The organism is Kumtagia sp. (assembly GCF_059502445.1).
The window spans coordinates 65876-78527 of the sequence record NZ_JCACER010000010.1 but is presented as its reverse complement, the minus strand read 5'-3'; the positions used below and the strand labels follow the sequence as shown (position 1 = coordinate 78527).

Annotated in this window: 11 protein-coding genes; 7 read left to right on the top strand and 4 right to left on the bottom strand. The window is 66.0% G+C overall.

The genetic code is table 11. From position 1 onward, the window contains the following. Window positions 1-21 precede the first annotated feature (21 nt). Entirely contained in the window at window positions 22-1056 is a 1035-nt protein-coding gene (locus tag AC5JDC_RS04650; protein WP_495839540.1) for a phosphotransferase family protein, read from the top strand. 20 nt (window positions 1057-1076) lie between these two features. On the opposite strand, the gene AC5JDC_RS04645 is transcribed toward AC5JDC_RS04650, so the two are convergent. After that, window positions 1077-1442 (bottom strand): hypothetical protein, encoded by a 366-nt coding sequence (locus AC5JDC_RS04645; protein WP_495839538.1) that lies wholly within the window; start codon window positions 1440-1442, stop codon window positions 1077-1079. Beyond that, window positions 1439-1741 (bottom strand): hypothetical protein, encoded by a 303-nt coding sequence (locus AC5JDC_RS04640; RefSeq protein WP_495839536.1) that lies wholly within the window; start codon window positions 1739-1741, stop codon window positions 1439-1441. Before AC5JDC_RS04640 ends, AC5JDC_RS04645 begins: the two co-directional genes overlap by 4 nt. Before the next feature lie 335 nt (window positions 1742-2076). Between AC5JDC_RS04640 and AC5JDC_RS04635 the strand changes: the two genes are divergently transcribed. The 6 genes from AC5JDC_RS04635 to AC5JDC_RS04610 all read left to right on the top strand — a co-directional run bounded on the left by AC5JDC_RS04635 (window position 2077) and on the right by AC5JDC_RS04610 (window position 9952). Beyond that, a complete protein-coding gene (locus AC5JDC_RS04635; protein WP_495839534.1) occupies window positions 2077-3462 on the top strand; it encodes an aminotransferase in 1386 nt (461 codons plus the stop codon). Window positions 3463-3503: 41 nt separating this feature from the next. Beyond that, entirely contained in the window at window positions 3504-4994 is a 1491-nt protein-coding gene (locus tag AC5JDC_RS04630; RefSeq protein WP_495839532.1) for an aldehyde dehydrogenase, read from the top strand. Window positions 4995-5050: 56 nt separating this feature from the next. Then, a complete protein-coding gene (locus tag AC5JDC_RS04625) occupies window positions 5051-6700 on the top strand; it encodes a class I adenylate-forming enzyme family protein (RefSeq protein WP_495839530.1) in 1650 nt (549 codons plus the stop codon). Between the two features lie 4 nt (window positions 6701-6704). After that, on the top strand, window positions 6705-8300 hold the full coding sequence (locus AC5JDC_RS04620) for a phytoene desaturase family protein (RefSeq protein ID WP_495839528.1): 1596 nt from the start codon (window positions 6705-6707) through the stop codon (window positions 8298-8300). Window positions 8301-8303: 3 nt separating this feature from the next. Beyond that, the gene (locus AC5JDC_RS04615) at window positions 8304-9167 is read left to right on the top strand and encodes an amidohydrolase family protein (RefSeq protein ID WP_495839526.1); all 864 of its coding nucleotides are present in this window, start codon (window positions 8304-8306) and stop codon (window positions 9165-9167) included. Window positions 9168-9307: 140 nt separating this feature from the next. Beyond that, the gene (locus tag AC5JDC_RS04610) at window positions 9308-9952 is read left to right on the top strand and encodes a TetR family transcriptional regulator C-terminal domain-containing protein (RefSeq protein ID WP_106774808.1); all 645 of its coding nucleotides are present in this window, start codon (window positions 9308-9310) and stop codon (window positions 9950-9952) included. A 9-nt stretch (window positions 9953-9961) separates the two neighbouring features. Here AC5JDC_RS04610 and AC5JDC_RS04605 read toward each other — a convergent pair whose 3' ends face one another. Then, complete coding sequence (locus AC5JDC_RS04605) at window positions 9962-10993, bottom strand: histone deacetylase family protein (RefSeq protein WP_495839524.1); 1032 nt, start codon at window positions 10991-10993, stop codon at window positions 9962-9964. Window positions 10994-11046: 53 nt separating this feature from the next. Continuing rightward, window positions 11047-12486, bottom strand: coding sequence for an amidase (locus AC5JDC_RS04600; RefSeq protein WP_495839522.1), 1440 nt, complete (start codon window positions 12484-12486; stop codon window positions 11047-11049). Between the last annotated feature and the right edge of the window lie 166 nt (window positions 12487-12652).

Here is a 12652-nt window from a genome sequence, read left to right as displayed (position 1 = left end):
CTGCGGTGAACGGGGACGGTCTTGGACAAGATTGACTTCGATCCGGCGGCGCTTTCGCGCTTCCTGGCGGCGGAGCTCGGCGGGGACGGCGCGCTCGGGCTGGAGCGCATCGGCGGCGGCCAGTCCAACCCGACCTATTTCGTCGATTTCGCCGAACGGCGCATGGTGCTGCGCAAGCAGCCGTTGGGGCCGATCCTGCGCGGCGCGCACGCCGTCGACCGCGAGTTCCGCGTCCTGCGCGCGCTCGCCGGCACGAACGTGCCGGTGCCTGCACCGATCCTCTTCCATGCCGAGGCGGAGCCGCTGGGAACCCCGTTCTATCTGATGGAGCGGGTGGAAGGCCGCGTCTTCCACGACGCGGCTCTGCCCGGTTGCACGCCGAAGGAGCGCGAGGCTCTCTATCGCGCCATGGCCGGGACGTTGGCGAAGCTGCACGCCGTGCGGCCCGACGTCGTCGGTCTTTCGGATTTCGGCCGCCCCGGCAATTATTTCGAGCGCCAGCTCGCGCGCTGGAGCGGGCAGTGGCGGGACTCGCCGACCAAGAACATTCCGGACCTCGACGAGCTCTCGGACTGGCTGGCCGGCAACCTGCCGCCGGACGACGGCCAGGTGTCGATCGCCCATGGCGACTTCCGGCTCGGCAATTTGATGTTTCATCCGGCGGAGCCGCGCGTCGTGGCGGTCCTCGACTGGGAACTGTCGACGCTCGGCCATCCGCTCGCCGACCTCGGCTTCTGCTGCATGCCGTGGAACACCGCGCCGGACGAATATGGCGGCATACTGGGCCTCGACCGCACCGCCCTGGGCATTCCCGAGCAGGTGACGTTCGTCGAACACTACTTCGCCAATGCCATGCCGACGGCGGCGTTGAAACCCTTTCACGTCGCCTTTGCGCTGTTCCGCTTCGCCGTGATCTTCGTCGGCATCACCGACCGCGCCCGCCAGGGCAATGCGTCAGGCGAAGACGCCGCCCGCCTCGCGCCGCTCGCAGGCCGGTTCGCGCGGCGGGGACTGGATGTTGCGATGGGCGCCGGTCGGGCGACAGGCGAGGCTTGAAGCGGGGAGCGAAGGTCGAGCTATCGTGAAATCAGCAGGGACGCGCGCTGGCGAGTGTCCTGGATGTTCCGCTGTGGCTGCTCGGTCGCTGTCGGTGACGGTTCGCCCGATTTTCCTTTTTGCTCATCGACGAGGCTTAGCTCATCGGCAAGACGCCGGATTTGATCTCCGAGATTTCGGAAGTCCTCCGAAAGAGCCGTTTCCGAGGTTTTATCGCCCTCAGCTGTCGCAGCTTGGCGATCTCGGTAGGCTCTGAACCGAACGTCCAAATTCTCTCGATCGACGCGGAGTCTGTCCACGCGCTTCTCGAACTTCCACAGACCGATGCCCGCCCAGGCGACAACTGCGACCACACCTGCGGCAAGCACGAGGACATCCGGCGTCATGTGCCTAGTCCTTTCTCAAGCGCACGTCGTCCAAACATATGTAGGGCAAATGCCCCAGCGAGGCAAACGGCTACGGCAAAGGCAAGATCCAGTGCAGTGAGCATCACCACGTTGCTGATCCGGTAGAGAAAGCCGATCATGGGCGTAAATACGCCGATAGTGATGAGGCCGGTAGAGGCTCTATCCCAGGAGGCGGCGACATATTTGCCGTGTTCCTTGGTATATTCGCCCTCGCGGCGCAGACGCTCCGCTTCGGCCGCGAGGATCTCCGCCTCGAGCTTGTCCTCGTCTCCTGCCATCCCAGCCGCCCCCTCCAGTCCCCAGCCGTTACATAATCCGTAGGGGAGCGGCTTGGCCAGAGCGTTGATCGTCTACGACCTCCGAGGCCAGTTCCTGGATTGCCGACCCGGACGCCCGATACGCAGCATCCGCGTCAAATTTTGATTGATCAAGCAATCAATTTGTTGACAGGATAGGCGCCCCGAAGCAATATGCCGCCCGATCAGGCCGGCTCGTTTCCGATCTCGAATGAAGCCGATCTTGCGTTTTCGGACGAATACCGATCTGCGCGTAACCATTTGACGGAACAGCATTTTATTCGTGCGGCGCACGAACACGTACGAAGGGCGGAATCATGGATGGGGCACAAGTCGGCGCGCTGGAGCGGGAGATGGACGCGCGCCGTCATCTCCTGTCGCCGGCGGAAGAAATGGCCAAGCTTGGCTCCACAAGCCGCCCGCTTCTGGCCTATGGCGAGGGCATCCATGTGGTCGGAACGAACGGCCGCAGGCTGATCGACGGACCGGCCGGCATGTGGTGCACGCAGATCGGCTACGCCCGCAGGGAAATCGCGGATGCGATGTCCGAGCAGGCGCTGCGGCTTTCCTACAATTCGCCCTGGTACACCGTGAATTCGCCGGCCGCGGAACTCTCGGCGCGGATCGCGGCGATGACGCCGGGCGACCTCGACCGGGTCTTCTTCACCACCGGCGGATCGACCGCCGTCGACACGGCGCTCAGGTTCACCGAGTTCTTCAACAACGTGCTCGGCCGGCCCCTGAAGAAGCGCATCATCGTGCGCAAGGACGGCTATCACGGCAGCACCAGCCTGACGGCCGCCTGCTCGGGCCGCGAGGGCAACTGGCCCAATTTCGATATCCGGCAGGACCGGATCGCCTTCATCTCCAGTCCCAACATGCGGCTGGCCGAGGGCCGGTCCGAGGCCGAGTTCCTCGACTTTCTCGTCGACGAGTTCAGCAGCAAGCTCGCCGAGCTCGGGCCGGACACGGTGGCGGCGTTTCTCGCCGAGCCGCTGCAGGCCTCCGGCGGCGTCATCATCCCGCCGAAAGGCTATCACGCCCGCATCAAGGCGATCTGCGAGGCGAACGACATCGTCTACATCTCGGACGAGGTCGTCACCGCCTTCGGCCGCTGCGGCGAATGGTTCGCGTCGGAAAAAGTGTTCGGCGTGGTGCCCGACATCATCACCTTCGCCAAGGGCGTCACCTCCGGCTACGTGCCGCTCGGCGGGCTGGCGATCTCCGAACGGCTGCTGGCGCGCGTCAGCGGCGACAACGCCCGGGGCAGCTCCTTCACCAACGGCTATACCTATACCGGCCATCCGGTGAGCTGCGCCGCGGCGCTGGCCAACATCAAGGTCATTGAAGGAGAAGGCATCCTCGACCACGTTCGCGACGTGTCCGGCTATTTCGCCGAGGCGCTGAACAGCCTGTCCGGCCTGCCGCTGGTCGCCGACGTGCGGGCGAGCGGGCTGGTCGGCTGCGTGGAATGCCTCGCCGATACGGAACGCGCGGTCGCCGGCGACCTGGACCGCAGGCTCGGCGCGCGCATCGATGCCATCTGTTTCGACCTTGGCCTCATCGTCCGGCCGATCGGCCATATGTGCGTGCTGTCGCCGCCGCTGATCATCACGCGCGCGCAGATCGACGAGATGGTCGCCATCCTGAGGCAGGGCATCCTGCGGGCGGCCGACGAGCTTGCGCGCGGTGAGATTTTCTAGGCCGCGGGTAGCGCGGCATCCGGGAACCAAGGAGAGCGGCAATGACGATAACGACGACCGAATGGCATCAGAAGGCGAAGGCCGCAAAGCTTCCGTCGCGCCCGTTCATCGACGGCGGCTTTGTCGATGCGAGAACCAGCGAGACGTTCGACTGCATTTTCCCGGGCGACGGCCGGCTGGTTGCCAGGGTGGCCTCCTGCGGCGATGCCGACGTGGATGCGGCGGTCCGGTCCGCGCGCGCGGCCTTCGAAGCCGGCGTCTGGTCGCGCGTGCCGCCGGTCGAGCGCAAGAAGGTGCTCATGCGCTTCTCCGAGCTCATTCTCGCCAACCGCGAGGAGCTGGCGCTGCTGGAGACGCTGAATGTCGGCAAGCCGATCGCCAACAGCTTCAACGGTGACGTGCCGAGCGCGGCGAACTGCATCGCCTGGTATGCCGAGGCGATCGACAAGGTCTATGGCGAGGTGGCGGCCACGGCGCACGACATGACCACGCTGGTCGTGCGCGAGCCGCTCGGCGTTGTCGCCGCGGTGGTGCCGTGGAATTATCCGCTGTCGATGGCGGCCTGGAAGCTCGGCCCGGCGCTCGCCACCGGCAATTCGGTGGTGCTGAAGCCCGCCGAGCAGTCACCGTTCACGGCGCTGAGGATCGCCGAGATCGCGATCGAGGCGGGCATCCCCAAGGGCGTGCTCAACGTCGTCCCGGGGCTCGGCCACATCGCCGGCAAGGCGCTCGGCCTGCACATGGACGTCGATTGCGTCGGCTTCACCGGCTCGACCGAGGTCGGCGCCTATTTCATGCAGTATTCCGGCCAGTCCAACATCAAGCGCATCGGCCTGGAACTGGGCGGAAAATCGCCGCAGGTGGTGCTGGCCGATTGCGACGATCTCGATCTGGCCGCGCAGACGATCGCCGCCGGCATCTTCGCCAATGCCGGCCAGGTCTGCAATGCCGGCTCACGCCTGATCGTCGAGGACAGGATCAAGGACAAGCTGCTGGAAAAGGTGATGGCGCACGCAGCGGCGCTGACTCCGGGCGATCCGCTCGATCCCGCGACCAGGCTCGGCTCGCTGGTCACCGAGGAGCAGATGACGCGGGTGCTCGGCTACATCGACGCCGGGCGTGCCGACGGCGCCAGTGTGGTGGCTGGCGGCCGCCGCGTCAAACAGGAGAGCGGCGGCTTCTACGTCGAGCCGACCGTGTTCGATTCCGTCGCCAACACCATGAAGATCGCGCGGGAAGAGATATTCGGGCCGGTGCTCTCGACCATCACGGTGCGCGATTTCGACGAGGCGATGACGGTTGCCAACGACACCATCTACGGCCTCGCCGCCGGCGTCTGGACGGGCAGCGTGAAGAACGCCCACCGCGCCGCCAAGGCCATCAAGGCGGGCGTCGTCTGGGTCAACTGCTTCGACCGCGGCCTGTTCTCCGTGCCGTTCGGCGGCTTCAAGCAGTCCGGCTTCGGCCGCGACAAGTCGTTGCACGCGATGGACAAATATTCCGACCTCAAGGCGATCTGGTTCGCCCACTGAGCAGAAAACCTCCTGCCGCGGCGGGAGGCTTTTCCATATCCGGCACGGAGCGGAAGATGGGCAAGAGGCAGGAGGTGCTGGCGACGCCGGTGCCCGACTATGCGGAACGGCGGCGGCGCATAGAGGCGGAACCGCTGCCGGACAACATCGGCGCGCTGATCGACGCCGCGGCGGAGGAGGCCGGCGACGCGCTGCTGTGGGATTTCTTCGAATCCGGCGAGTCCATCACCTACGAGGGCATGCGGCGCAGCGTCAACGGGCTCGCGGCCGAGCTGCTGGCGGCGGGCATGACCAAGGGTACGCATGTCGGCGTCATGCTGCCGAACATCGCCGCCATGCCGCTCACCTGGCTCGCCATCGGCCGCATCGGCGCGGTGATGGCGCCGATCAACGTCAGCTATCGCGAGCGCGAGCTGGCGCATGTGGTCAACCTGGCGGAGCTCACCTGGATCGTCACCCACAGGGACTGCCTGCCTGTGATTTTTGCCGCCCGCGACAGCGGCCAGATCGACATTGCACTCTCGCACATAATCGTGGTCGGCGGCGCCGAGCCGGGCATGGTGGCCTGGGAAAAACTGGCGGCGCGGCCGCGCGGCGTTTTCGCGGCGCCGGAGCCGGTCGGCCATGACGACCTGCTCAACATCCAGTTCACATCCGGCACCAGCGGCTTCCCGAAGGGCTGCATGCTGACGCAGCGCTACTGGATCAGCGCCGGCAAGGTGAACGCGTTGCGCGACGGCCGGGACTACCGGCGCATCCTCGCCTCGACCCCGTTCTTCTATATGGACCCGCAATGGCTGCTGCTGATGACCATCTTTCAGCGCGGCACGCTCTATGTGGCGGCTCGTCAGAGCACCAGCCGTTTCATGGAGTGGGTGCGGCGCTACCGCATCCAGTTCTGCCTGCTGCCCTGGGTGCTGCACAGCCAGCCCGACCATCCGGACGATGCCGACAACGAGATCATCCGTTCCAACGTCTACGGCGTGCCGCGCGACCTGCATGCGAAGTTGGAGGCCCGCTACGACCTCAACGCCCGCGAAGCGTTCGGCATGACCGAACTCGGACCGGCGATGTTCATGCCGATTGAGCGCAGCGACATGGTGGGGTCCGGCTCCTGCGGCGTGCCTTGCCCGTTCCGGGAATGCAGGATCGTCGACGACGAGGGCCGCGCGCTCGCCGCCGGCGAGACCGGCGAGCTGCTGGTGCGGGGGCCGGGCATCATGCTCGGCTACTACAACAATCCCGAGGCGACGGCCGAGGTATTCACCGACGGCTGGTTCCGCACTGGCGACCTGTTTCGCACGGACCGCGACGGCAATTTTTACATCGTCGGCCGCAAGAAGGACATGATCCGCCGCAGCGCCGAAAACATCGCCGCTCGCGAGGTCGAGTCGGTGCTGAACGCCATCGCGATGGTGGCCGAGGCCGCGGTGATCGGCGTGCCCGACGCGCTGCGCGGCGAGGAGGTCAAGGCCTACATCAAGCTCAAGAACGGTTTCGCCCGCTCCGACGAGACGGTCCGCGCCATCATCGCCGGGGCGGGGCAGGGGCTGGCGCCGTTCAAGGTGCCGCGCTTCTATGCCTTCATCGAAGAGTTCCCGCGCACGGCATCGCTGAAGATCGCCAAGCCGCAGCTTTCCACCGGAGTGGCGGACCTGCGCGCCGGAAGCTTCGATCGTGTCGAGAACCGTTGGATCCAGGGATGAGCGCATGAGCCGGCACTATGACGCGATCATTGTCGGCGGCGGCCACAACGGCCTGGTCTGCGGCGCCTATCTGGCGCGGGCCGGGGTAAAGGTGTGCGTGCTTGAGCGGCGCCATCTGACCGGCGGCGCCGCGGTCACGGAAGAAGTCTGGCCGGGATACAAGGTCTCCACGGCTTCCTACGTCATGGGGCTGATGCAGCCGAAGGTGATTCTCGACCTCGAGCTGCCGAAATATGGCTTCGAGGTCATTCCATCGGCGCCGAGCGTCTTTCCGCTGGAGGGCGGCCGCTATTTCACCATGTGGGGCGACCCGGAAAAATTCCACGCCGAGATCGCCAGGTTTTCGGCACGCGACGCGGCCGCCTATCCGGCCTATCGCGAGCACATGCTGGGGCTGGCGCCCTTCATGAAGCAGCTCATCTTCGAGATCCCCGTCGATCCCGGCAGCGGCAAGCTCGCCGACGTCGGCCGGCTCGCCGCTTTCGCCTGGCGCTTCCGAAAGATCGGCAGCCGCTTCTACGACATCTACAATTTGCTGACGCTGAGCGCCTACGACTATCTCGGCCGCTGGTTCGAAGCCGACGAGGTCAAGCTGGTGCTGGGCTTCTTCGCCGGCGGCGGTGGCGCGAACTCCAGCCTCAAGACGCCGGGGTCGGCCTATATGCTCGCCAGGGGCATCGTGCGCGACAACACCACCGCCGCCGGTCCGTCGGGCTTCGTGAAAGGCGGCATGGGCGCGATCTCCGATGCCATCCGCCGGTCCGGCGAAGCGCATGGCATGGAGGTCCGCACCGGCGCCGAGGTCGAGAGAATCCTGAGCACGTCCGGCCTCGCGCGCGGCGTCAGGCTGGGGGGCGGAGAGGAGCTTTTCGCAAAGATCGTGGTTTCCAACGCCAATGCCAGGACGACCTTCCTGAAGCTGCTGGATGGCGCCGGCCTGCCGGAGGAATTTTTGCGCGACATACGCGCGATGCGCACCGAATCCACGGTCTTCCGCGTCAATCTGGCGCTGGACGGCCTGCCCGAATGCCCATCCTTCCCGGCGGCGGAGATCGGCTTCGACTATCCGATCCAGCTCACCATCGCCCCCAGCCTGGACTACATGGAGGAGGCGCATCGCCAGTCGTGCCAGGGCGGCATGGCGGAAAGCCCGTTCCTGATCGTCAAGGTGCCGACGCTGGCCGATCCGTCGCTGGCGCCGCGGGGGCATCATGTGATGACGGTCTTCGGCGGGCATGCGCCATACACCCTGGCGGAGGGAACCTGGGACGAGCGGCGCGACGAGCTCTACGCCAGGGTCCTGTGGGTGCTGGAGGGCCAATTCCCGCAGATCCGCAGGCATATCCTCCATCACCAGGTACTGACCCCGCTCGACCTGGAGCGGATCTTCGACCTGCCCAACGGCCATGTGCATCACGGCGAGATCAGCGCCGACCAGATGTTCTTCCGCCGCCCTGCCGCGCATTTTTCCGATTACCGCAGCCCGGTCGCGCATCTTTACCAGTGCGGAGCCTCGACGCATCCGGGCGGCGGCGTCACCGGCATGCCGGGACACAACGCCGCAAGGGTCATCCTCGCCGACCGCAAGCGCTGGAGCTGAGGAATGCTGATCGACTTCTCCAGCCGCCCGCCGGCACCCGGCTTCAACCCGCCGGCGCCGCATCTTCAGAATTACCGGCGCGTCTATGCGGCGAGCGAACGCCGATCGGCCGAAAGCAGCGCGGCGGCTGATGTCGAGACCTATCTCGCGACCTACGAGGCGCTGGGCGCGCGTCATGTGGTGCTGAAGGCGCGCGACGTGGAGACGACCTTCGGCTTCAGGATTGCCAACGAGACCGTGGCCGACTTCTGCCGTGCCCACGGCCCGCGCTATCTCGGCTTCGCCGGCGTCGACCCGCACAAGGGCAAGGCGGCGGTCGACGAATTCGACCACGCCGTCCGCAATCTCGGGCTGCGCGGGCTCAACCTGCAATGCTTCGAACTGAAGCTGCGGCCGAACGATCCCTTGCTCCATCCGCTCTATGAAAAGGCGCTGGAGCTCGACGTGCCGGTGAACATCCACTGCGGCATCAACTTCGCGACGTCGACGCCGATGTCCTATGGCCGGCCGGAATATCTGGACGAGGTGATGGTCGCGTTTCCGGGGCTGCGGGTCTGCGCCTCGCCGCCGGGCTGGCCGTGGGTCACGGAGCTGATCGGCGTGTGCTGGCGGCACCCGACGCTCTATATCGGCGTGCTTGCGGTGCGGCCGAAGCTGCTGGCAAAGCCGCATTCGGGCTACGAGCCGCTGCTGCAATACGGTCGCACCATCTTGCAGGACAAGATGATCTTCGGGTCGAGTTTTCCGATGATGCCGGCCGCCGCGGCTGTCGAAGAGCTGAAGGCCTTGTCGATGGAAGACGCGGTCAAGCGCAAATGGCTGCACGACAATGCCGCGCGGTTTCTCAAGCTGGCCGATCCGGTATGAGAACGCGTCCGGACATGGCAACCCGGCTCGATTGACATTCCTCCGGTATCGACACAGAGGTTTCTGCTGCCGCTCACCCTACGGTTGCCTGGCCGCCCGGCAGCCGTTCATAAGAAACTCTCGATGGAACCTCGTTTCGCATGGGCCGAACCGCGCTGAAGCAGAAAGCGAAGGGACGCAACGGCGCTGCCCTGACCCGCGAGGACCAGGTGGCGGAGCGCCGCCAGAGCCTGCTGGACGCCGCCGTGGCGGTGATCGCGCGCGAGGGACTGGTGGGGATCACGATCCGCAGCATCGCGGCCGAGGCCGGATGTAGCTACGGCGTCGTTTCCTTCCACTTCAACTCGAAGGAAGGCATCATCCTCGCCGCGCTCGACTACACGGTCGAGGAGTATGAGCAGGCGCTCAAGCTCGACGCCGGCACGCCGGCCGCGCGCCTCAAGACCATGATCGAGAGCGATTTCGGCGGCAAGGTCGCGAGCGCCCGGCGGCTGGCGTTCTGGCTCGCCTTCTGGGCCGAGTCCGTGCGCGTGCCGAGCTACCGCAAGCGCTGCGCCGAGCTGAAGGCGCGCTACAACGCCTATGCCGAGGCCGATGTCGCCGCGCTCGCCGAGGCGCGGGGCGTGAAGGTTGACGCGGGACAGGTGGCACGCTCGCTCAACGCCATGATCGACGGTTTCTGGATCGCCAACCTGGTCATGGACAATGCCGGCCCGGCCGGACAGGCGGCGGCCAAGCAAGCATGCTTCGCCTTCCTGCGCGCCATCTTTCCCGAGGATTTCTGACGCGCTTGCTCAGCGCGCGGCCTCGAAGCCGGTCAGCACGTTGACGGCGTTGACGCCGATGTCCTCGACCGCATAGCCGCCCTCCATCACGAACAGGGTCGGGATGCCGAGGCTGGCGATTGTCCGGCCCATCGTGGTGAAATCGGCGTTGACCAGGCGAAAACGCGAGATCGGGTCGCCGCCGAACGTGTCGACACCGAGCGAGACGACCAGCGCCTCTGCCCCGAAGCCGGCGATCCGTGCAAGCGCTTCGGCAAGCGCCGGAGCGTAGGTCGCGTAGTCCGAGCCCCAGGCGAGCGGTATGTTGAGGTTGAAGCCGGCGCCTTCGCCTTCGCCGGTCTCGTCGGCGTAGCCGCTGTAATAGGGATATTCGTGTTGCGGATCGGCATGGATCGAGACCGTCAGCACGTCGGCGCGGTCGTGGAAGATGTCCTGCGTGCCGTTGCCATGATGGTAGTCGACGTCGAGCACCGCGACCTTGTCGAGACCCCGATCGAGCCAGGCCTGTGCGGCGATCGCCGCGTTGTTGAGGAAGCAGTAGCCGCCGAAATAGTCGCGGCCCGCATGATGGCCGGGCGGGCGGCACAGAGCGAAGGCGCTTTTGTCCGGCCCTGCCGCGATCTCCATGGCCGTGAGCGCGGTGTCGGCGCCGGCGGTTGCCGCCGTCCAGGTGCCGGCCATGATCGGGCTCGACAGGTCGATGCAATAGCGGCCGAGTTCCGCGCCCGGACGGTTCGTCCGCACCCGCGACGAACGCGGCGGCGGCCAGGCGTTGGGGAAGGCGTCGATCGGCCCGTTCTCGGTCGACCACGTCTCCCAGGCAGTAGCGAGAAACGTGACGAAGTCGCGGTCATGCACCTTGAGGATCGGATCGGTCCCGAAACTCTTCGGCTCGATCACAGGCCCCAGGGAAACGGCGTTGACCCGCTCCAGGACGAGCTCCGCCCGGCGCGGCATCTCGAAGCTCGGCACCTTCCTGCCGCGGATGAATTCCGCCTCGGCGTTCTGCAGGACGTGGCGCGGGGAGTAGACGGTTTTCATCGCAGGACATCACATTGAGGGCGGGAGCGGAGTGTCGCCGCACGACTGCGTTTTCAGGCGGCGGCGGGAATGCGCGGCCGCGCTTCGGGCCGGGTGAACCATCCGCCGACCGCCGTCTCGAAAGCAAGGCCAGCGCGGAAGACATCCGCATCGCTGTAGGTCTTGCCGACGATCTGGATGCCGGTGGGGACCCCGTTGGCGGCGTGGCCGGACGGCACGCTGAGCACCGGGCAGCGGCTCAGCATGTTGAAGGGATAGGTCATGATCCAGCCATAGCGTGGATCGACGGGCTTGCCATTGATCGTCAGCCCGTTCGCCGGATCGTGCTCGGCGCCGACGGCCGGCAGCGCCAGCGTCGGGCAAACGAAGACATCGAAGTTTTCCATCAGCGGCCCGAAAGTCGAATACATCTCTCCGGCCGTGTAGAGCGAAGCCAGGAAATCCCGCGGCGTCGCCGTCTGCGACGCCTGCGCGAAGGCCCTGCCGTATTTGGTCAGCATCGCGGCCCGCTCGTCGAGATATTCGGCTACCCAGGCCCCGAAGATCGTGCGCAGGTAGTCGTCGGCGGCCTTCTCGGTCTTTTTCGTCCAGCCCAGGTCGACCTCCACCACCTCGGCGCCGAGGGAGCGGAAGACGTCGAGGGCAGCGAGCGTGTTGCGGCGGACGTCGTCGTCGACCTCGTAATGACCGAGGTCGAGCGAGCAGGCGATCTTCCAGCCGCGGACGCCGCGGCGATCGACGGGCAACTCCAGTTTCGGTTTCAGCGAGGCGATGTCGTTGGGATGCGGTCCGCACATGACGTTCTGCATCAGCAGGCAATCCTCCACCGAGCGCGCCATCGGGCCGGGGTGGTTGTAGAAATCGAGGTTGAACGGGGGCGTCGCCGGGTTGCGGCCGTAGGGCGGCTTGAAGCCGACGAGGCCGCAGGCGGACGCCGGGATGCGGATCGAGCCGCCGATGTCGGAGCCGGTGGCCAAGGTAGCCATGCCGCCGGCGAGGGCGGCCCCCGATCCGCCGGAGGAGCCGCCGGGGGTATAGTCGAGGTTCCAGGGATTGCGGGTCACGCCCCACAGGCGCGAATGGGTGAAGCCCTCCGAGGAGAATTCCGGCGTGGTGGTGCGCCCGTGCACGACCACGCCGGCATCGATGAGCCGCTGCACCACCGGCGTCGTTGTCTGCGCGACATTGTCCTTGTAGATCAGCGATCCGAACGTCGTCACCTTGCCGGCGATGGTGTTCTCGTCCTTGATGCCCGTCGGCAGCCCTTCGAGGGGACGAAGGTCGGTGACAGCCGCTGTATAGCGGTCCTCCGCCTTGCGCGCCTCGGCCATCGCCTCTTCGGCATAGACGAAGCAGACGGCGTTGATGCTGTCCCTGGTCTCGTCGATACGCCGCAACTGCGCCTCAAGCAGTTCGACCGGTGAAAGCGTGCGGCTCCTGAAACGGCGGAGCGCTTCCGCGGCGGGCATATAGCAGAGATCGAGATCGGACATGGAAGGCCCTGACGTGAGAGGTGTACGGAAGTCATCAAAAAATGATTGATCGGTCAATCAAAAATTGTTTGACAAACAACGCTTCGGGTGCCTAGCTTGCCGGACAAAGATGGCACCCGAAAGCCATTCCGCCGGACGCTCGCATGAGACCGCCGGCTGCCGGAGC

Excerpts from the sequence above, each read along its gene's own strand:
- AC5JDC_RS04615 (WP_495839526.1), top strand. The coding sequence starts at position 8,304 with ATGCTGATCGACTTCTCCAGCCGCCCGCCGGCACCCGGCTTCAACCCG.
- AC5JDC_RS04645 (WP_495839538.1), bottom strand. The coding sequence starts at position 1,442 with ATGACGCCGGATGTCCTCGTGCTTGCCGCAGGTGTGGTCGCAGTTGTC.
- AC5JDC_RS04610 (WP_106774808.1), top strand. The coding sequence starts at position 9,308 with ATGGGCCGAACCGCGCTGAAGCAGAAAGCGAAGGGACGCAACGGCGCT.
- AC5JDC_RS04600 (WP_495839522.1), bottom strand. The coding sequence starts at position 12,486 with ATGTCCGATCTCGATCTCTGCTATATGCCCGCCGCGGAAGCGCTCCGC.
- AC5JDC_RS04635 (WP_495839534.1), top strand. The coding sequence starts at position 2,077 with ATGGATGGGGCACAAGTCGGCGCGCTGGAGCGGGAGATGGACGCGCGC.
- AC5JDC_RS04620 (WP_495839528.1), top strand. The coding sequence starts at position 6,705 with ATGAGCCGGCACTATGACGCGATCATTGTCGGCGGCGGCCACAACGGC.
- AC5JDC_RS04640 (WP_495839536.1), bottom strand. The coding sequence starts at position 1,741 with ATGGCAGGAGACGAGGACAAGCTCGAGGCGGAGATCCTCGCGGCCGAA.
- AC5JDC_RS04605 (WP_495839524.1), bottom strand. The coding sequence starts at position 10,993 with ATGAAAACCGTCTACTCCCCGCGCCACGTCCTGCAGAACGCCGAGGCG.
- AC5JDC_RS04625 (WP_495839530.1), top strand. The coding sequence starts at position 5,051 with ATGGGCAAGAGGCAGGAGGTGCTGGCGACGCCGGTGCCCGACTATGCG.
- AC5JDC_RS04630 (WP_495839532.1), top strand. The coding sequence starts at position 3,504 with ATGACGATAACGACGACCGAATGGCATCAGAAGGCGAAGGCCGCAAAG.